Raw genomic sequence first — 20661 nt, forward strand, 5'->3', positions numbered from 1 at the left:
CGTCGAGCAACCGTTGCCGGACATGCCCATCCTGGAGCAGAGCCGCCACCTCGATCCGCTGACCGCCGCCCACGATGCAGCGACCAACCGCCCACCGCGTTACTGGCGCGACAGCGATGCCAAAGCCTGGGAGCGTAAAGACGGTAAACGCCTGCGGGAAAAGCTGGCCGCCTATCCCTGGCAACAACGGCCCTGCATCCTCCAAGCCAGGATCGACCCCGGCTTGAGCATCGGGAGCTACTACCGCAGCCAGGAAGCGAAAGGCATTCAGGCTACGCCCAAGGCTGTCGATTTCGATAACGCTCATCGCTAGTGGACTGTCTTGGAAGTTCGTTTATTCATGCGTTGCCTCGACTCGGGAGAAGCGCAAGAGCCTTCGAGCGTAAGAGCTTGGGGGCACCTAGTCCTTGCTGGCGATCCCGACCACCATCGCCGGATCGCCAGCAAGCTGGCTCCTACAACATAATGCTCAGTGAGTTAACAAACTAACCAAACAGGCCACTAGCCCCTAAGACCCATTTATCTCACCGCCAATACGACAACTGGCCTGCATCCGCGCGCGACCTCCATTACACTGCGCGGCCGTTTTTTCGCAGTCCGGTACGCACCATGCAAAACGCTTCTCCCGCCCGCGCCTGCGGCATCGACTTCGGCACCTCCAATTCCACGGTCGGCTGGTGGCGGCCGGGCGTCGATCCGTTGATCGCGCTGGAGGGTGAGCAGCCGACATTGCCCTCGGTGGTGTTCTTCAATACCGAGGAGCGCCGGCCGGTCTACGGCCGTCAGGCGCTGGGCGAATACCTGGAAGGCTACGAAGGCCGGCTGATGCGCTCGCTCAAGAGCCTGCTGGGTTCCAAGCTGCTGAAAAGCGAAACCACCGTGCTCGGCAGCGCCATGCCGTTCAAGGAAATCCTCGGGTTGTTCCTCGGTACGCTCAAGCAGCGCGCCGAGGCCGCGGCGGGGCGGCCGTTCGAGGAGGTGGTGCTGGGGCGGCCAGTGTTCTTCGTCGACGACGACCCGCAGGCCGACCGCGAGGCGGCGGATACCCTGGCGGCCGCGGCGCGCAAGATCGGCTTCAAGGACGTCTCCTTCCAGTTCGAGCCGATCGCTGCGGCGTTCGATTACGAATCGCGCATCGAGCAGGAGGAGCGGGTGCTGATCGTCGACATCGGTGGTGGCACCTCGGACTTCTCCCTGGTGCGGCTGTCGCCCGAGCGGCGCAGCATCGACGAACGGCAGTCGGACATTCTCGCGACCGCCGGCGTGCACATCGGTGGCACCGATTTCGACAAGCAGCTCAGTCTGCAGGGCGTGATGCCGCTGTTCGGCTACGGCAGCCGGATGAAGAGCGATGCGCCGATGCCCACCAGTACCCACCTCAATCTGGCGACCTGGCACACCATCAATGCAGTCTACGCGCGGGCCTCGCAACGGGCGCTGCAGAGCATGCGCTATGACATCGTCGACCCCACCGGCATCGACCGGCTGTTCCGTCTGATCGAACAGCGCGCGGGGCACTGGCTGGCGATGCAGGTGGAGCAGGGCAAGATCGAGTTGACCGAACGGCCGTGCTATCCCATCGACTTCCAGCGCATCGAGCCGGGGCTGCGCGCCGAGCTGACCCGCGCTGCCTTCGAAAGCGCCATCGCGCCACTGCTCGAACGCATCGGTGCCAGCGTCGGGCAGTTGCTGGCCGACGCCGGCATGCGTCACGACGAGGTCGACACGGTGTTCTTCACCGGCGGCTCGAGCGCCATCCCGGCGCTGCGTCACAGTGTCGCCAAACTGTTGCCACGGGCGCGCCATGTCGAAGGCAACCGCTTCGGCAGCATCGGCAGCGGCCTGGCCATCGAGGCGCGCAAACGCTACGGCTGAGGCGGATAGCGGTGAAATCCGCTGTCACACAAACTTCACATCGGTTCGTCGTCGGCGGGCTTAGCCTGTCCCGGACCGCCGCTGCGCTTGAGCGGCCTTCTCCAAGGGGAAGTCATCATGGCCTACCGAATACGCCCTCGACGCAACGCCGCCAAGCAAGTGCGCAAGGCCGCGCTGGACCGCATCAGCGAGGCGATGCGGGCGCTGGCGCTACCGGCCGCGCAGCGGGCCGAAGGCGTGCACCAGGCGCGCAAGCGCTTCAAGGAGCTGCGCGCGCTCTTGCGCCTGGTGCGCGAGCCGCTGGGCGGCGCCTTCGCGCGCGAGAACCGCTGCGTGCGCGATCTCGGTCGCGCGCTGTCCGAGTCGCGCGAAGCCACCGCCATGCTGGAAAGCTGGGATGCGCTGGCCGAGGCGCACCGCGCTGTCTTCGCCTGCGAGCCGCTGCAGCAGGTGCGTCAGCGCCTGGCCCAGCGGGCCGAGCCGGCCGCAGACGACGGCGCGCTCGAGGCGAGCATCGAACAGGCACTGCGGCAACTGCGCGAACTGGCCGTGCGGGTGGACGACTGGCCGCTCGACGGCAAGGGCTTCGCCCTGCTGGAAGCGGGTCTGGAGCGCAGCTATCGCGAGGGGCGCCGGGATCTCGCCCGCGCCCAGCGCGACCCCGGCGATGAAGGCCTGCACGAATGGCGCAAACGGGTGAAGGACCAGTGGTATCACAGCCAGTTGCTCGCGCCGTGCTGGCCGGGAGCCTTTGACTGCCGGTGCAAGCAGCTCAAGCGTCTGGCCGACGATCTGGGCGACGACCATGACCTGGCGATGATGCGCCAGTTGCTCGTGGCCGAGCCGGCACTGTTCGGCGAGCCGGTAACACGCGAACGGATCGCGACGCTGATCGAGGAACGCCGCGCCGAGCTGCGGGCGTCCGCCTTCGCCCGTGGCCGGCGGCTCTATGCCGAGCCGCCGAAGGCGCTGGTGGCGCGTATGGAAGCCTACTGGGGCATCGCTCGCGCCGAGCGTGGCTGAACGGCTGTTTTGAGAAAGATGTGCGGGGCGATGCTTTTTAGCTTCAAGCTTCAAGCTTCAAGCTTCAAGCTTCAAGCTTCAAGCTGGCAGCCCTTCGGCCCGCAGCGCCGCGAGGGCGCGCCTCCCACCGGCTCGGTGCGGGCCGGCTGCTTTTGTGGAAGGCCCGCCCTCGGGGCGATGTTTCGCCGGCGGGGCGGCTTTGGTGGGCTGAAGCCCACCCTACGGTGCTGGCATAGAACGTAGGGTGGATGGCCGAAGCCATCCACGCGAGTGCGGCGCCTGGTCGAGCACGGGGCGTATCCATGCGCATGTTAGGTCTCAGTGGAAGTAGGTTGGGTTGAGGCGCGCAGCGCCGAAGCCCAACGGGATCTCACGGTCTCGGCCCACAGTGTCCGTCACCGGCATTTCGAATGCCTTGCCGGATGCCGTGCTCGTTGGGCTTCGCTGCGCTCAACCTCGGCGGCCCCACCCAACCTACGTGTCAGCCGGCGACCAACACCCGAATCGCCTCCAGCCGCAGGGCCGCCTTGTCCAGCGCCGCCAGACCCTCTTCACGCTGCTTGCGCAGGGCGTCGATCTCGCTGTCGCGCACGCTGGGGTTGACTGCCTGCAGTGCCACCAGGCGCGCCAGTTCTTCTTCCAGGTCGGCCTTGAGCCGACGCTGGGCCTCGGCGACACGCTCGGCATGGCGCGGAGCGACCTTGGCTTCGGCGGCGGAGATCTGCGCCGCCAGCACGTCGCGCTGGGCCTGGACGAACTTGTTGGCGCTGGCGCGCGGCACGCTTTCGAGCTGGTCGTTGAGGGTCTCGAAGGCGACCTTGGCGGCCAGGTCGTTACCGTTGCCGTCCAGCAGGCAGCGCAGCGCCAGCGGTGGCAGGAAGCGGCTCAGCTGCAATGCGCGCGGGGCCACCACTTCACTGACGAACAGCAGTTCCAGCAGTACGGTACCGGGCTTGAGCGCCTTGTTCTTGATCAGCGCCACCGCGGTGTTGCCCATCGAACCGGACAGCACCAGATCCATGCCGCCCTGCACCATGGGATGCTCCCAGGTCAGGAACTGCATGTCCTCGCGGGCCAGGGCCTGTTCGCGATCGTAGGTGATGGTCACTGCCTCGTCGTCGCCCAGCGGGAAGCTGGCGTCCAGCATCTTCTCGCTGGGACGCAGCACCAGGGCGTTTTCCGAGTGGTCTTCGCTGTCGATGCCGAAGGCGTCGAACAACTGCTCCATGTAGATCGGTAAGGCGAACTGGTCGTCCTGTTCCTCGATGGCTTCGACCAGCGCCTTGCCCTGTTCGCCGCCGCCGGAGTTGAGTTCCAGCAGGCGGTCGCGGCCGCTGTGCAGTTCGGCTTCCAGGCGTTCGCGCTCGGCGCGGGCTTCGTCGATCAGTCGCTGGTAGGCGTCGTCGTCACCTTCTTCCAACTGCGCCAGCAGGCGCGGGCCGAACTGGTGCTGCAGGGCATTGCCGGTGGGGCAGGTGGCGAGGAAGGCATTCAGCGCTTCGTGATACCACTTGAACAGGCGTTCCTGCGGGCTGGTTTCCAAGTACGGTACGTGCAGCTGGATGATGTGCTGCTGGCCGATGCGGTCGAGGCGGCCGATACGCTGTTCGAGCAGGTCCGGGTGGGCCGGCAGGTCGAACAGCACCAGGTGGTGGCTGAACTGGAAGTTGCGGCCTTCGCTGCCGATCTCGGAGCAGATCAGCACCTGGGCGCCGAATTCTTCGTCGGCGAAATAGGCGGCGGCGCGGTCGCGCTCGAGGATGCTCATGCCTTCGTGGAACACCGTGGCGGGGATGCCGGAGCGCACGCGCAGGGCGTCCTCGAGGTCAAGCGCGGTTTCCGCGTGGGCGCAGATCACCAGCACCTTGTACTTCTTCAGCATCTTCAGGGAGTCGATCAGCCATTCGACGCGAGGATCGAACTGCCACCAGCGATCCGCCGCCTCGCCCTCGTCACGCTGGCTCTGGAAGGCGACTTCCGGATAGAGCTCGGCATGCTCGCCCAGCGGCAGCTCCAGGTATTCGGCCGGACAGGGCAGCGGATAGGGATGCAACTGGCGCTCGGGGAAGCCCCGTACGGCGGCGCGAGTGTTGCGGAACAGCAAGCGCCCGGTGCCATGGCGATCGAGCAGTTCGCGGATCAGCCGGCTGCTGGCCGCGGTGTCGCCATCGGTGGCGGCGGCGAGCAGGGCTTCGCCTTCGGCTCCGAGGAAACCATGGATGGTCTGGTGCGCCTCCGGCGACAGGCGGCCCTCGTCGAGCAGTTCCTGCACCGCCCGGGCGACCGGCTGGTAGCTGCTGCTCTCGGCACGGAAGGCCTCCAGGTCATGGAAGCGATTGGGGTCGAGCAGGCGCAGGCGGGCGAAGTGGCTGTCCTGGCCGAGCTGCTCGGGCGTCGCGGTCAGCAGCAGGACGCCGGGAATGACTTCGGCCAGTTGCTCGACCAGCTTGTATTCGGCGCTGGCGTTTTCCGGGTGCCAGACCAGGTGATGCGCCTCGTCCACCACCAGCAGGTCCCAGCCGGCGGCGAAGGCGGCATCCTGGGCGCGCTCGTCGTCCATCAGCCAGTCCAGCGAGACCAGGGCGAGCTGGGCATCCTCGAAGGGGTTGCTGGCGTCGCTCTCGATGAAGCGTTCATCGTCGAACAGCGCCACCTGCAGGTTGAAGCGGCGACGCATTTCCACCAGCCACTGGTGCTGGAGATTTTCCGGGACCAGGATCAGCACGCGGGCGGCGCGGCCGGAGAGCAGCTGGCGGTGGATGATCAGGCCGGCCTCGATGGTCTTGCCCAGGCCCACTTCGTCGGCCAGCAGTACGCGCGGGGCGATGCGGTCGGCGACTTCCCTGGCGATGTGCAACTGGTGGGAGATCGGCTGGGCGCGCGCGCCGCCCAGGCCCCACAGCGTCGATTGCAGCTGGGCGCTCTGGTGCTGCAGGGTGTGGTAGCGCAGGCTGAACCAGTTGAGCGGGTCGATCTGCCCGGCGAACAGGCGGTCGCTGGCCAGGCGGAACTGGATGAAGTTGGACAGCTGGGTTTCCGGCAGGGTGCGGGCTTCGTTCTGCGCGGTGAGGCCGTGGTAGACCAGCAGACCGTCGACGTCGTCGACCTCGCGCACGGTCATTTTCCAGCCTTCGAAGTGGGTGATCTCGTCGCCGGGAACGAAACGTACGCGCGTCAGCGGGGCGCTGCGGGTCGCATATTGACGGGTTTCACCAGTGGCGGGATAGAGCACGGTGAGCATTCGCCCATCCTGGGTCAGGATGGTTCCGAGTCCGAGTTCCGCCTCACTGTCGCTGATCCAGCGTTGCCCCGGTAGATACTGCTGCGCCATGCTGCCTCCCGCTGTGAAAAAGCCGGCTATGTTAACGGAACGTCGTGGCGAGAGCGACGTCCGATACGGGCCCGGTTGAAGTGTAGCGGCCCTGCTAAAGTTGAACGGTGTCCGGCCGATCAAGCGCTCAAGAGGGAACGAGCATGCTGCCACCCATTCCATCAGGCGTTATCCAGGTGACTGCCCAGCAGGACGTGGTCAAGCCGCGCCCGGACATCGCCCCCGTGACACCGGTGCAGCCGAGCTCCGGCGAAAGCGCCGTCAGCCTCGATCGGCGCCACCCGCAGGAAGCCGAGCAGATGCTGCGTGACGAGCAGCGCCGGCGGCAACGCCGTGGCTACTCGGCCGAGGAGCTGGCCACAGGCGACACGGCCGAGGACGATCAGGCGGAACTGGACGAGCTGCCGCGCCAGGGGCTTTGGGTGGATGTCGAAGTCTGAGCCGTCGAAGCCGTCCATGATCACCGACCCGCATGCCTCGATCGACCTGATCGATGCCGAGCTGCGCTACCTGCCGCACTGGCTGGACCGCACAACGGCCGACGTCTGGCTGCGTCGCCTGATCGACGAAACCCCCTGGGAGCAGCCGCAGGTGAGGCTCTACGGCCGTACCCTGGCGGTACCGCGGCTGGTGGCCTGGTATGGCGATGCCGCGGCCCGTTATCGCTATTCCGGCCTGCTGCACGAGCCGCGGCCATGGACGCCGCTGCTGGAGGAAATCCGCCGGCGCCTGCAGGTCGAAGTCGACGGGCGGTTCAATGGTGTGTTGCTCAATCTGTATCGTGACGGGCAGGATGCCATGGGCTGGCACAGCGATGACGAGCCGGAGCTGGGGCGCGAGCCGTTGCTGGCTTCGCTGAGCCTGGGGGCGGTGCGGCGTTTCGATCTGCGGCGCAAGGGCGGCAGCCGCATCGAACACTCCCTCGAGCTCGGTCATGGTTCGCTGCTGGTCATGAGCGGGGCGACCCAGCATCATTGGCAGCACCAGATCCCCCGTACCCGCAGAGCCCCGATGCCGCGGCTGAATCTGACCTTTCGCCTGATCCATCCGAGTCCGTATCCATGAGCAGTGATGAAAAGCTGATCGATTTCAGCGCCGAGCGCAGCAAGCGCATCCATGATTTAAAAGACAAGCGCCTCGAAGAGATGCGCCAGGCCTTCGAACAGGCGTTGCCGCTGGGCAAGGCGAAGAAGAAAGGCAAGGGCAAATCCAGAAAGCAATGAGTCCAGGCATCGCGATGCGAGCGGGGCATCTGACGGCGCCGTTTCATTCCTTTTCGCGATCGATTTCCCTGCCTTGATCGCCTCCATTTTTGAGTGGCGCTTTTTTTCGCGCCAACTTCCTCCGCAATACCCCTGTTTTCTTGACTCAGATCAGTCGTTGCATGCCCTTTGCGCGAGCATTTTCGGGCCATTGACCCTGGTCAATTTTTTCCGGCATGAGCCGGTTTAACTTGCAGCCATCGGACATTGAATGGTTGGGAGGTGAGTTTCATGTTTGTCGATAATGTGGTGCTCGCAGGGGTAGTCACAGTCGGCCTGATGGTCGCCTTCTTCGTAGGTTTCGGATATTTCGTTTGGCGGGATGCGCACAAGAAAAAGGGCTGATTCCCGACAGACACAAGGGCACGCAAGGCATTTAGGCGACTTCTGGTCGCCTTTTTTTTTACTTTTTTTCTTCGTTGGCCGCCATGCCTGGGCTGGCATGGCGAGCACTGCTGCGGATCAACCGATGGTGATCGGTGGCAGCTCCTTCAGCTCCACGGTTTCCTGCTTGCGCGGGGCCAGCACTTCCGCTTCGCCATCGACCACTTGCTCATCGTTCTGGTTGAACACCCGCGTGGCGATGCGCAGGCGATTCTTCGGCAGCTTTTCGAGGATTTCCAGGCGTACGGTGAGGGTGTCGCCGATTTTCACCGGGCGGGTGAACTTCATGGTCTGCCCCAGATAGATGGTGCCTGGGCCCGGCAGCGTGCAGGCCACGGCCGCGCTGATCAGGGCTCCGCTGAACATGCCGTGGGCAATGCGCTCCTTGAACGGAGTGCCGGCGGCGAAGTCGGCATCCAGATGCACCGGGTTGCGGTCGCCGGACATCGCGGCGAAGAGCTGGATATCGCGCTCGCCGACAGTCTTCTCGAAGCTCGCCGTCTGGCCGACTTCCAGCGCGGAGTAAGGCGTATTGCTGATGCTGCTCATGGAGTTTCCTCGGGTCTGAAGCCGGATCACTTGCACCGCGCCCGGCTGGTTCGAATGCGTAAATGCGCCGACACCCGTATCGCTTTGCCTGCGCGCTGCGGCTGCATTCTAGAGGCATGCGGGCGACTTGTCCCAACGCAGGACGCGCGCCTGCCGTGACGAAAGATTCACATCAGTGATTACGCCGTGCGGGTGTTGCGTGCCAACGCCGAACTGATAAGTTCGCGACAGCCCCTAGGGTCTGTTGACGTTTCGTTCGCGGTTGCGCCGGAACGGCAACGGACCCTGGCGTGGGCCAGACACTCTCAGGTAAAGAGGCCAATAACAATGCAGCCTGAATTCTGGAATGACAAACGTCCCGCCGGCGTACCCAACGACGTCGACCTGGGCACGTACCGCTCGGTGGTAGAGGTGTTCGAGCGCGCCTGCAAGGCCCATGCGGACCGACCCGCCTTCAGCAATATGGGGGTCACCCTCAGCTACGCTGACTTGGAACGCTACTCCGCGGCGTTCGCCGCCTGGCTGCAGCACCATACCGATCTCCAGCCGGGCGATCGCATCGCGATCCAAATGCCCAACTTGCTGCAATACCCGATCACGGTGTTCGGTGCGTTGCGTGCCGGCCTCATCGTCGTCAACACCAACCCGCTGTACACCGCTCGGGAAATGCGCCACCAGTTCCAGGATTCGGGCGCCCGCGCGCTGGTCTATCTGAATACCTTCGGCCACCACGTGCAGGCAGTGCTGGCGGATACCGAAATCGAGCATCTGATCGAGGCGCGGATCGGCGACATGCTGCCGCCGCTCAAAGGCCTTCTGGTCAATACCGCGGTCAAGCACGTGAAGAAGATGGTGCCGCAATACCGCCTGCCGCAGGCGGTTGCCTTCAAGGACCTGCTGCGCGACGGCGCACGCCATAGCCACAGGCCCGCGCCGCTGGAGCTCGATCACGTCGCGGTGCTGCAATACACCGGCGGCACCACTGGCGTGGCCAAGGGCGCGATGCTGACCCATGGCAACCTGGTGGCGAACATGCAGCAGGTGCGGGCCAACATGCAGCAGCTCGGCGAAGACGGCCATCCGGTCATTCGCGAAGGCCAGGAGGTGATGATCGCGCCGTTGCCGCTGTACCACATCTACGCGTTCACCGTGAATTGCATGTGCATGATGGTTACCGGCAACCATAACGTGCTGATCACCAACCCGCGGGACATCAATGGCTTCGTCAAGGAGTTGCGGCGCTGGCAATTCTCCGGTTTCCTCGGGCTCAACACCCTGTTCGTCGCGTTGATGTCGCACCCGGACTTCAAGAAGATCGACTTTTCCGCGCTCAAGGGGACCAATTCCGGCGGTACCGCCCTGGTTTCGGCAGTGGCCGAGCGCTGGAAGAGCGTGACCGGCTGTACCGTGGTCGAGGGCTATGGCCTCACCGAAACCGCGCCGGTGGTCTGTGCCAATCCGCACGGCGAGCAGTCGCGCCTGGGCACCGTCGGCCTGCCGGTGCCGGGCACGATGCTGAAAGTCATCGACGACGCCGGCAACGTCTTGCCGCTCGGCCAGCGCGGCGAGCTCTGCGTCAAGGGGCCGCAAGTGATGAAGGGCTACTGGCAGCGCCCGGATGCCACCGCCGAGGTGCTGGACGAAGAGGGCTGGCTGAAGACCGGCGACATCGCGGTGATCGACGAGGACGGCTTCGTGAGCATCGTCGACCGCAAGAAGGACCTGATCATCGTTTCCGGTTTCAACGTCTACCCCAACGAGATCGAAGATGTGGTCATGGCGCATCCGAAGGTGGCCAGTTGCGCGGCCATCGGCGTGGCGGACGAGAAATCCGGCGAGGCGGTCAAGCTGTTCGTCGTGCCGAGCGACCCGAGCCTGACCCAGGAGGAGCTGCAGGCCTACTGCCGGGAGAACTTCACCGGCTACAAGATGCCCAGGCACTACGTGTTCAGGGACTCGCTGCCCATGACTCCGGTCGGCAAGATCCTGCGTCGGGAGTTGCGCGACATCGCCTGAGGGGGCTGCGCGTGCGTTCGGGCGACAGCCGCATGATAGTGACCGTGTTGGGTGTTCTGGTCACTTTGTGTCGATTGTTGCCTGTTCGGGCTCTATTCGCTCCGATGCAAAGCTGATAACCTCAGACCCACTTTCTGCCCGAATAGCGGTACAAAAGTTAACAAATCACAACAAAACGGCTGCCATTGTGTTCAGTGGAAAGCTGTTGCTTAGGAGTGGGGTTCATGACCGATAACTTCTGGAAGGATAAATATCCTGTCGGGGTCGCAAGCGAGATCGATCCCGACGAGTACCAGAACATCCAGGCTGTGCTCAGACAATCGTGCGAGCGTTTCGCTGACAAACCAGCCTTCAGCAATCTCGGCAAGACCCTGACTTACGGCGAGCTGTACAGGCTTTCCGGCGAATTCGCGGCCTACCTGCAGCACCACACCGATCTTCAGCCCGGCGACCGCATCGCCGTGCAACTGCCCAACCTGATCCAGTACCCGATCGTGGTCTTCGGCGCCATGCGCGCCGGGCTTATCGTGGTCAACACCAACCCGCTGTATACCGCGCGGGAAATGGAGCATCAGTTCAACGACGCCGGCGCCAAAGCGCTGGTCTGCCTGGCCAACATGGCGCACCTGGCCGAGGACGTGCTGCCCAGAACCGGCATCAAGCACGTCGTGATCACCGAAGTCGGCGACATGCTGGCGGGGCTCAAGCGCCTGCTGGTCAACGCCGTGGTCAAGCACGTGAAGAAGATGGTGCCGGCGTATAGCCTGCCCAGGGCCGTCAAGCTCAACGATGCGTTGGCCCTGGGGCGTGGCAAGACGGTACGCGACGCCGCGCCGCGCAGCGACGAGGTCGCCGTGCTGCAGTACACCGGTGGCACCACCGGGGTGGCCAAGGGCGCGATGCTGACGCACCGCAACATCGTCGCCAACATGCTGCAGTGCAAGGCGCTGATGGGCTCGAACCTCGATGAAGGCAGCGAGGTGCTCATCGCGCCGCTGCCGCTGTATCACATCTACGCCTTCACCTTTCACTGCATGGCGATGATGCTCAGCGGCAACCACAACATTCTGATCACCAATCCGCGCGACCTGCCGGCGATGATCAAGGATCTTTCCAGGTACCGCTTCAGCGGCTTCGTCGGGCTCAACACCTTGTTCGTCGCACTGTGCAACAGCGAGGACTTCCGCAAGCTCGATTTCTCCGCGCTCAAGGTCACCCTGTCGGGCGGCATGGCATTGCAGCTGGCCACCGCCGAGCGCTGGAAGCAGGTGACCGGCTGCTCGATCTGCGAAGGCTACGGCCTGACCGAAACCAGCCCGGTGGCTTCGGTCAATCCGATCGAGCACATCCAGCTCGGCACCATCGGCATCCCGGTGCCTTCGACGCTGTTCAAGGTCGTCAACGACGATGGCCAGGACCTGGCGCAGGGCGAGATCGGCGAGCTGTGCATCAAGGGCCCGCAGGTCATGAAGGGCTACTGGCAGCGGCCGGAGGCCACCGCCGAGGTGATCGACGCCGATGGCTGGTTCAAGACCGGCGACATCGGCGTGGTCCAGCAGGATGGCTACATCCGTATCGTCGACCGCAAGAAGGACATGATCCTGGTGTCCGGCTTCAACGTGTATCCCAACGAGCTGGAAGACGTGCTGGCCAACCTGCCGGGTGTGCTGCAGGGCGCCGCCATCGGCGTGCCTGACGAGAAGTCCGGCGAGGCGATCAAGCTGTTCGTGGTGGTCAAGCCGGGTGAGAGCCTGACCAAGGAGCAGGTGATGCAGCACATGCACGACAACCTGACCGGCTACAAACGGCCGAAAGCCGTGGAGTTCCGCGACAGCCTGCCGACCACCAACGTCGGCAAGATTCTGCGTCGCGAGCTGCGCGACGAGGAGTTGCGCAAGCTCGGTCACAAGCAGTAGTCCGCGCACATTCGCGCGCGATGATGAAAGCCCTCTTCGCAGACGGCGTGCAAACAGTCTGCTTGGTCAGCAGTGACAACAAACGCCCCGGCAGCTGTCGGGGCGTTTGCTTTGGTGCGCAAAGCACTGGCTATACCGTTTGCTGGGCGGCAGTTTCGTGTCGCCGCACGCCTGCTTGCCTCGTTCTGCGAGAAGTCGCCGAACAGCGGTAAAGAAAACCTGGGGGCAGCCGAAACATGTGTAACGATAAATTGACGCTGTAAAGGCGTCATTACTCGTCACTTTCAGTCTCTGTCCTTCTTCTGGTGCGAACACATGCTTCCTGATCTGCGTCTGCGATCCAAACTCCTGGTGCTTGCGTTGGGGCCGATCCTGCTTCTGGCCATCCTGTTGAGCGGGGTCACTGCTTACACCCTGCAAAGTCTCGCCGAAGAGCAGGAAGCGCAGACCCGACAGAACCTGATCCGGGCCCACCGCGCCGAGCTCAAGCATTACGTCGAGCTGGCGGGCAACGCCATCGGCCCGATCTACGCGCGTTCCGCCGAAGGCGATCTGAGGGCACGTGACGAGGCGGTCGCCATTCTCGAGCGGATGTCCTACGGCAAGGATGGTTACTTCTGGGGCTACGACACCCAGGCCGTGCGTATCCTGCAGGGCAACACCAAGGACAAGATCGGCCAGAGCTTCCATGACTACCGTGATCCCAATGGTGTCTATGCCATCCGCGAACTGGTCAGGGCCGGCCAGGACGGCAGTCATTACGTCGATTACAGCTTCGTTCTCGGTGACAGCAGCGAGCTGGTAGCCAAGGTCGGCTATGCCGAGTTCCTGCCCAAGTGGAAGATGGTGTTCGGTACGTCACTCAATCTGGATGGCGTCGAGCGTGACGTCCAGGCCATCCGCGAGGAGTTCCAGGGGCGCATCGATGGCCTGATAGCGATCATGCTCGGGTCGGCACTGGCCCTGCTGGTGCTGATCGCACTGACGGCGGTATTCATGAGCAACGCCTTGCTGCGTCCGCTGCTGCTGATCAAGCACAACCTGGACGACATGGCCCAGGGCGCAGGCGATCTGACCCAGCGCCTGCCGATCACCAGCAGGGACGAGCTGGGCGAGCTGGCCAGTTCGTTCAACCGCTTCGTCGACAAGATCCACTCGCTGGTGCAGCAGGTGGCCGGCACCACCACCCAGCTCACCGGGCTGGTCGGCGCCGTGGCCAGCCAGGCACAACGTGCCGAACGGGCCATGGGCGACCAGCGCAGCGAGACCGATCAGGTTGCCACCGCGATCAACGAAATGTCCGCTGCCGCCCACGAAGTGGCCATGAGCGCCCAGCGTGCGGCCGAGGCGGCGCAGCAGACTGACCAGCAGGGTGTGGTAGCCAAGCACGTGGTGGACCAGAGCATCCGCCAGATCCATGAACTGGTCGGCGAACTGCGCGGCAGCGGCGAGTCGCTGGACGGCCTGCAGCAGGACGTCAAGGGCATCGTCGGCGTACTCGACGTGATTCGCGCCATCGCCGAGCAGACCAACCTGCTGGCGCTCAATGCGGCCATCGAGGCGGCGCGCGCCGGTGAGGCCGGGCGCGGTTTCGCCGTGGTCGCCGACGAGGTGCGGGCACTGGCCAGCCGTACCCAGCAGAGCACCGGCGAGATCCAGAGCATGATCGATCGGCTGCAGAGCGCAACCTCGAGCACCGTGGCCACCATGCTGAGCGCGGGAGAGAAGGGCGAAAGCACGCGTGAGCAGGCCAACCAGGCGGGCGAATCGCTGGACGCCATTTCCACGCTGATCGGCACCATCAACTCGATGAACGCACAGATCGCCGCGGCTGCCGAGGAGCAGACCGCCGTGGCCGAGGAGATCAACCGCAGCGTGCATCACATTGCCGATGCAGTGGATGGCGTGGCCAGCGATGCGGCACAGGGCGCGCAAACCTCGCGCGAGCTGAACGACCTGGCCGAGCGCCTGCAGAAACTGGTGGGCCAGTTCCGCATCTGATTCGGCGACCATCGGCGGCAGGTGCAACGCCTGTCGCCGCGGTCAGCGCCGGCCTGCATCGAAACCCACCCGGTGGTACGGCCCGATGGACGTGCATGGCACTGTTGCGACGGCCGATGCCGCGGCGGCCGGGCAAATCTGCGACAATCGCGCCCTTCACGAATTGCCCCACGGCTGTCCATGACCGACGCAACGCCCGCTATCGATACCCTGCTGAAGAATCTCGACCAGGCCCTGTTCGCTGATCGCCACCGCCTGCGCCGGCAGCTGCACGAGCTGAGGAAGAAACCCGACGAGGCCAGGCTCGCCCAGTGGCTCGAACGCTTCCAGGCATCGGCTGCCAAGGTCGAGGCGCGCCGCCAGAGCGTGCCGGCCATCCGTTACGACGATGCGCTGCCCATCGCCGCCAAGCGCGACGAGATCAAGGCCGCGCTGGAAAAGCACCAGGTACTGGTGATCGCCGGTGAAACCGGCTCGGGCAAGACCACCCAGCTGCCGAAGATCTGCCTGGAAATCGGTCGTGGTGTGCACGGGCTGATCGGCCACACCCAGCCGCGCCGCCTGGCGGCGCGCAGTGTCGCCACGCGGGTCGCCGAAGAGCTGGCCACGCCGCTGGGCGAACTGGTCGGCTATCAGGTGCGCTTCGAGGACCAGAGCACCGAGCGCTCGCTGATCAAGCTGATGACCGACGGCATCCTGCTGGCCGAGACGCAGCATGATCGCTTCCTGGAAAAATACGACACCATCATCGTCGACGAGGCCCACGAGCGTTCGCTGAACATCGACTTCCTGCTGGGTTTCCTCAAGACCCTGCTGCCGCGCCGGCCTGACCTGAAGGTCATCATCACCTCGGCGACCATCGATCTTGAGCGCTTCAGCCAGCATTTCGACGGCGCGCCCATCGTCGAGGTGTCCGGGCGTACCTACCCGGTGGAAACCTGGTATCGCCCGCTGGCGGCCGAGATCGACGAGGACGGCAACCGCATCGAGGACGACCTGACCGTCGACCAGGGCATTCTCGCCGCGCTGGACGAGATCGCCGCCCACGAAAAAAGCGTCGGCCAGCGCCCCGGCGACGTGCTGGTGTTCCTGCCCGGCGAGCGCGAGATCCGCGATGCCGCCGAAGTGCTGCGCAAGGCCAACCTGAAGTTCACCGAGGTGCTGCCGCTGTATGCGCGGCTGACGCCGGCCGAGCAGCAGAAAATCTTCCAGCCGCGGCCGGGGCGCAAGATCGTGCTGGCCACCAACGTCGCCGAAACCTCGCTCACCGTGCCGGGCATCCGCTACGTGATCGACTCCGGCACCGCGCGCATCAGCCGCTACAGCTACCGCGCCAAGGTCCAGCGCCTGCCCATCGAGGCGGTGTCCCAGGCCAGCGCCAACCAGCGCAAGGGCCGCTGCGGACGGGTCGAGCCGGGTATCTGCATCCGCCTGTACAGCGAGGAAGATTTCCTCGGTCGACCGGAATTCACCGATCCGGAGATCCTGCGCACCAACCTGGCCGCGGTGATCCTGCAGATGCTGCACCTGCGCCTGGGCGACATCCAGGATTTCCCCTTCATCGAGCCGCCGGATGGCAAGGCCATCAGTGATGGCTTCAACCTGTTGCAGGAGCTCTCGGCGGTCAATCGCGAGAACCAGCTGACCCCGCTCGGTCGCCAGCTGGCGCGTCTGCCGATCGACCCGCGCCTCGGGCGGATGCTGCTGGAAGGCGCGGTGCAGGGCAGCCTGGCCGAAGTGCTGATCGTCGCCAGCGCACTCTCGGTGCAGGACGTGCGCGAGCGCCCGGCCGACCGCCAGCAGGCCGCCGACCAGGCCCATGCGCAGTGGAAGGACCCGGATTCGGACTTCGCCGCACTGATCAACCTCTGGCGCGGCTTCGAGGAAAAGCGCCAGGCGCTGGGCTCCAACCCGTTGCGCAGCTGGTGCCGGAAGAATTTCCTCAACTACCTGCGCCTGCGCGAATGGCGGGATGCGCATCGCCAGCTGACGCTGATCGTGCGCGAGCTCAAGCTCAACACCGACCGCAAAGACGGCGGAAACACCAGTAGGAGCGAGCTCGCTCGCGAACAGGCCTCCACTGGAAAGCTTCGCGAGCAAGCTCGCTCCTACGAAGAGCCCGCCGACGCCAACCTGGCGCCAACCACCGACAAGAAGCTCAACGCCAAGCTCGCCCAACAGGCCGAGGCCAGCGAAGCCGCGCAGAAAGCCAAGAGCTATGCCGCGGTGCACAAGGCGATCCTCGCCGGCCTGCTCAGCCAGATCGGCAACAAGACCGAGGAAGGCGACTTCCTCGGTGCGCGCCAGCGGCGCTTCTGGGTGCATCCGTCGAGCGTGATCGGCCGCAAGAAGCCCAACTGGCTGATGGCCGCCGAGCTGGTGGAAACCACCAAGCTGTTCGCGCGCATGGTCGCCAGGATCGAGCCCGACTGGATCGAGCCGCTCGCCGGCCACCTGATCAAGAAGAACCACTTCGAGCCGCACTGGGAAAAGAAGCGCGGCCAGGTGGTGGCCTATGAGCAGGTGACGCTCTATGGACTGATCGTCGTCGGCCGTCGGCCGGTGCATTACGGCCCCATCGATCCGCCGGCGGCGCGTGAACTGTTCATCCGTGAAGGGCTGGTGCGCGGCGAGATGCACAGCCGCGCCCGTGCGCTCAGCGCCAATCGCGAACTGCTCGAACGCCTCGACGAGCTGGAAGCCAAGGCGCGGCGCCGCGACATCCTCGCCGACGAGGAAACCCTGTTCGAGTACTACGACGCGCGCCTGCCGGCGGACATCTACCAGACCGCCAGCTTCGAGAACTGGTACAAGCGCGAAAGCGCCAAAGACCCGCAACTGCTGATCATGCGCGAGGAGGACGTGCTCGCCCGCGAGGCCAGCGAAGTCACCGCCGCGCAGTACCCGGACCACCTGCGCATCGGCGAGCTGCAGTTGCCGCTGGACTATCACTTCGAACCCAACCACCCGCGCGATGGCGTGACCCTGCGCGTGCCGGCGCCGCTGTTGCCGCAATTGCGCAGCGAACGGCTCGACTGGCTGGTGCCCGGGCTGTTGGAAACCAAGGCCGTGGCGCTGGTGCGCAACCTGCCCAAGGCGCTGCGCAAGAACTTCGTGCCGGTGCCGGATTTCGTCGGCGCGGCGCTGGCAAAAATTACCTTCGGCGAAGGCGCGTTGCCTGATGCGCTGGGCCGCGAACTGCTGCGCATGACCGGCGCCCGCGTGCCGGAGGAGGCCTGGGGCGAAGCGGCCAGCCAGCTCGACAGCCACCTGAAGATGAACATCGAAGTGGTCGATGCGCGCGGCAAGCACCTCGGTGAGGGCCGTGACCTGGCCGAGCTCACCGCGCGCTTCGCCGAAGCCAGCCAGGCCGCCCTGGCGCCACCGCCGCACAAGGCCGAGCAGAAGCCGGTCGAGGCCAAGGGCTTCGCTCAGGTCGCCGAGAAAGCCCTGGCGAAGATGGCCGGGCTGTCGATGACCGTCTATCCGGCACTGGTGGAAGAGGCTGGAGTGGTCAAGGAAGGGCGCTTCCCGACCCAGGCCGAGGCCGAGTGGCAGCATCGCCGCGCCCTGCAGCGTCTCTTGCTGCAACAGCTGGCGGAACCGGCCAAGTACCTGCGCAACAAGTTGCCGGGGCTCACCGAACTGGGCCTGCTCTATCGCGACATGGGCAAGGTCGATGCACTGGTCGAGGACATCCTGCTGGCCAGCCTGGACAGCTGCATCCTCGACGGCGAAACCCAACTGCCGCGTGACGGTGCCGCGCTGGCCTCGCTGGCCGAGCGCAAGCGTGGCGACTGGGCCGCGCATGCCGAACGCCTGGCGCGCCTGACGCTGGAAATCCTCAAGCACTGGCATGGCCTGCAGAAGCGCTTCAAGGGCAGGATCGACCTGGCCCAGGCCGTTGCGCTCAATGACATCAAGGCGCAGCTCGCCAACCTGGTCTATCCCGGCTTCGTCCGCGAGACGCCCGCCGAGTGGCTGAAGGAATACCCCCGTTACCTGAAGGCGGTCGAGCAGCGCTTCGAGAAGATCGGCGCGCAGCTGCAGCGTGATCGGGTCTGGTCGGGCGAGCTGGCCGGCTACTGGGAGCAATACCAGGCGCGTCTGAAGAAACACCTGCAGGAAGGCAAGCGCGATGCCGAGCTGGCGCTTTACCGCTGGATGCTCGAGGAATATCGCGTCTCGCTGTGGGCCCAGCAATTGGGAACGAAGATGGCGGTATCGGACAAGCGCCTGAACAAACAGTGGAGCCAGGTCGAGCCCTGACAGCAGGGGCGCGGTCTCGGTATCCGTACGGTCATTACGTTCTGATTTGCAGGAAGCCTATGGACAGCCGGAACCGTATGACAGGCGTGGCAGGCTCGCTCGGAGCCTCGACGCTCTTCGCCACGCTGTACTACTACACCTCGCTGCTCGCGCCATTGAACGGCCAGCAGATCTACGGCTGGCGCATCCTACTCACCGCACCCTGCCTGGCGCTGCTGTTGCTGGCCATCGGCCGCTGGGGAGAGGTCCGCCAGATCCTGGCACGCGTGCCTGCCGAGCCGCGGCTGTGGCTCGCGCTGCCGCTGTCCTCGGCACTGGTCGGGATGCAACTCTGGCTGTTCATGTGGGCGCCGATCAACGGCCATGGGCTGGACGTCTCGCTCGGTTACTTTCTGCTGCCACTGACGCTGGTGCTCACCGGCCGCCTGGTCTTCGGCGAGGCGATCAGCCGCCTGCAACGCCTGGCCTGCCTGCTCGCCGCCGTCGGCGTCGGCAACCAGCTGCTGCTGGCCTCGTCGCTGTCATGGCCGGTGCTGGCCGTGGCCCTCGGCTATCCCGCCTACTTCGTCCTGCGCCGCTGGCTCGGCACGGCCAACCTCGGTGGCCTCTGGCTCGACCTCGTCATCAGCCTGCCCATCGCCGCGCTGTTTGCCTTTTCCGACAGCGACACCCTGCAGCTGCTCGCCGTCAGCCCCAGGCTGCTGCTCCTGATCGCCGGGCTGGGCGCGCTCAGTGCACTCGCGCTGGGCGTGATGATCAATGCCAGCAAACACCTCAGCCTGACCCTCTTCGGCCTGCTCAGCTATGTCGAGCCGGTGCTGCTGGTGGTGGTGGCCATCCTGTTGGGGGAGAGCATCGCCCACGACCAGTGGCTGACCTATGGCGCGATCTGGCTGGCGATCGTGGTGCTGGTCATCGAAGGCCTCGGCGCGCTGCGCAAGTCCCGGGCCTGACATGCCCTGTGTTCGCGGGCATGGACTCGGCGTCCCCGCCGGCGGCTATGGGCGACGGCTCATCGTTGGCGGGGCGTCTCGACCAGCTGCAGCTCGCCGCTCTTGCTCAGGCGCAGGCGCAGGAAGTCATGAGCCAGATACAGCTGTCCGTGAAAACGTGCCGCCGCCTCCGCGCGGATGTCTTCGATGGACAGTCCGCGGTTCGGCGTCGGCTGATAGCGGGCGCTGAAATGGGTCAGCACCAGGTTCGGCACCCCTGCCGAGTGCGCGAACGCGGCCACCTGGGCGGCGGTGCTGTGGCCGAAATCGTTGCGCGCGTCGTCGGCGATGGCCTGGGTGTAGGTGGCTTCGTGAACCAGTACCTGGGCGCCGCGGCAAGCTTCGGCGAGCAGTTCGGGGCGGTCGTTGTCGCCGCCGATGACGATGCGCCGGGACGTGCGGGTGAAGGTCAGGTAGTCGTCGCTGCGCAGCGTGCGGCCTTGGTGCTGCACATCGAAGCCGCGTGCCAACTGGCCCCACAGCGGGCCGCGGGGAACACCGTCGCGGTCGAGCCTGTCGATGTCCAGGCGCGGGTCGGGACGGGCCTCGGTGAAGCTGTAGCCATAGCAGGGCACACGATGGGAGAGGGCGCTGGCCTCGACGCGGACCTGAGGGTTGCGCCACTCGCCCAGGGACTCGGTGGCATGGAAGTCCAGCTCGTACCCCAGCCAGCTCTGGCTCATGCTCAGCGTCGCGCGGACCCATTGTTCGATGCCGTCCGGGGCGATGATTGCCAGCGGTGCCTTGCGGCCCATCATGCCGGCGCTGGCGAGCAGGCCGGGCAGGCCGTAGCAGTGGTCGCCATGCACGTGGCTGATGAAGATCGCGCGCAGGTCGTGCAGCGACAGCGGCGTGCGCAGCAGGCGGTGCTGGGTGCCCTCGCCGCAGTCGATCAGGTACCAGCCCTTGCCGGTGTCTTCCAGCAGGGCCAGGCCGGTGACGTTGCGGGCCTTGGTGGGCGTACCGGAAGAGGTGCCGAGAAATAGCAGATCCACGCCTGCGCTCCAGATGATTCGTGTCGCATCAGTATGCCGTGCGGCGCG

At 65.2% G+C, this 20661-nt stretch carries 14 protein-coding genes and 2 pseudogenes; 13 read left to right on the top strand and 3 right to left on the bottom strand.

Going from position 1 to position 20661, the window contains the following annotated elements:
* From IN820_RS19015 to IN820_RS19025, 3 genes and pseudogenes are all read left to right on the top strand, one after another.
* Positions 1-313 (top strand): annotated as a pseudogene (locus IN820_RS19015) (hypothetical protein); the annotation flags it as partial.
* A gap of 296 nt (positions 314-609) precedes the next feature.
* On the top strand, positions 610-1875 hold the full coding sequence (locus IN820_RS19020) for an Hsp70 family protein (protein WP_193682460.1): 1266 nt from the start codon (positions 610-612) through the stop codon (positions 1873-1875).
* A 117-nt stretch (positions 1876-1992) separates the two neighbouring features.
* Positions 1993-2898, top strand: coding sequence for a CHAD domain-containing protein (locus IN820_RS19025; protein WP_193682461.1), 906 nt, complete (start codon positions 1993-1995; stop codon positions 2896-2898).
* 481 nt (positions 2899-3379) lie between these two features.
* Here the strand turns inward: IN820_RS19025 and rapA are convergent, their stop codons facing one another.
* The gene (gene rapA / locus IN820_RS19030) at positions 3380-6229 is read right to left on the bottom strand and encodes an RNA polymerase-associated protein RapA (protein ID WP_193682462.1); all 2850 of its coding nucleotides are present in this window, start codon (positions 6227-6229) and stop codon (positions 3380-3382) included.
* Positions 6230-6372: 143 nt separating this feature from the next.
* Between rapA and IN820_RS19035 the strand changes: the two genes are divergently transcribed.
* The 4 genes from IN820_RS19035 (at position 6373) to ccoM (ending at position 7836) form a co-directional block, all read left to right on the top strand.
* Entirely contained in the window at positions 6373-6669 is a 297-nt protein-coding gene (locus tag IN820_RS19035; protein WP_193682463.1) for an aspartate-semialdehyde dehydrogenase, read from the top strand.
* A 16-nt stretch (positions 6670-6685) separates the two neighbouring features.
* Positions 6686-7294 carry an alpha-ketoglutarate-dependent dioxygenase AlkB family protein gene (locus IN820_RS19040; protein ID WP_235989200.1) on the top strand — a complete coding sequence of 203 codons (609 nt, stop codon included), beginning with the start codon at positions 6686-6688 and terminating at the stop codon, positions 7292-7294.
* Positions 7291-7452: a hypothetical protein gene (locus IN820_RS19045; RefSeq protein ID WP_193682465.1), complete on the top strand. Its 162-nt coding sequence runs from the start codon at positions 7291-7293 to the stop codon at positions 7450-7452. Before IN820_RS19040 ends, IN820_RS19045 begins: the two co-directional genes overlap by 4 nt.
* Positions 7453-7722: 270 nt before the next feature.
* A complete protein-coding gene (ccoM, locus tag IN820_RS22890; RefSeq protein WP_313026498.1) occupies positions 7723-7836 on the top strand; it encodes a cytochrome c oxidase subunit CcoM in 114 nt (37 codons plus the stop codon).
* 117 nt (positions 7837-7953) lie between these two features.
* Here the strand turns inward: ccoM and IN820_RS19050 are convergent, their stop codons facing one another.
* On the bottom strand, positions 7954-8424 hold the full coding sequence (locus IN820_RS19050; RefSeq protein WP_193682466.1) for a MaoC family dehydratase: 471 nt from the start codon (positions 8422-8424) through the stop codon (positions 7954-7956).
* A gap of 327 nt (positions 8425-8751) precedes the next feature.
* Between IN820_RS19050 and fadD2 the strand changes: the two genes are divergently transcribed.
* The 6 genes and pseudogenes from fadD2 (at position 8752) to rarD (ending at position 19579) form a co-directional block, all read left to right on the top strand.
* Positions 8752-10440 carry a long-chain-fatty-acid--CoA ligase FadD2 gene (gene fadD2, locus IN820_RS19055; RefSeq protein WP_193682467.1) on the top strand — a complete coding sequence of 563 codons (1689 nt, stop codon included), beginning with the start codon at positions 8752-8754 and terminating at the stop codon, positions 10438-10440.
* A 224-nt stretch (positions 10441-10664) separates the two neighbouring features.
* Positions 10665-12356, top strand: coding sequence for a long-chain-fatty-acid--CoA ligase FadD1 (gene fadD1, locus IN820_RS19060; protein ID WP_193682468.1), 1692 nt, complete (start codon positions 10665-10667; stop codon positions 12354-12356).
* A 315-nt stretch (positions 12357-12671) separates the two neighbouring features.
* Positions 12672-13499, top strand: a pseudogene (locus tag IN820_RS23030) (cache domain-containing protein); the annotation flags it as partial.
* A 102-nt stretch (positions 13500-13601) separates the two neighbouring features.
* The gene (locus IN820_RS23035; RefSeq protein ID WP_408005251.1) at positions 13602-14357 is read left to right on the top strand and encodes a methyl-accepting chemotaxis protein; all 756 of its coding nucleotides are present in this window, start codon (positions 13602-13604) and stop codon (positions 14355-14357) included.
* Between the two features lie 180 nt (positions 14358-14537).
* A complete protein-coding gene (hrpA, locus tag IN820_RS19070) occupies positions 14538-18626 on the top strand; it encodes an ATP-dependent RNA helicase HrpA (protein ID WP_193682470.1) in 4089 nt (1362 codons plus the stop codon).
* A 59-nt stretch (positions 18627-18685) separates the two neighbouring features.
* Entirely contained in the window at positions 18686-19579 is an 894-nt protein-coding gene (gene rarD, locus IN820_RS19075; RefSeq protein ID WP_193682471.1) for an EamA family transporter RarD, read from the top strand.
* Positions 19580-19638: 59 nt separating this feature from the next.
* Here rarD and IN820_RS19080 read toward each other — a convergent pair whose 3' ends face one another.
* Entirely contained in the window at positions 19639-20613 is a 975-nt protein-coding gene (locus IN820_RS19080) for a ribonuclease Z (protein ID WP_193682472.1), read from the bottom strand.
* Positions 20614-20661 lie beyond the last annotated feature (48 nt).

It is taken from the genome of Pseudomonas lopnurensis (assembly GCF_015070855.1).
Classification (GTDB): Bacteria; Pseudomonadota; Gammaproteobacteria; order Pseudomonadales; family Pseudomonadaceae; genus Stutzerimonas; species Stutzerimonas lopnurensis.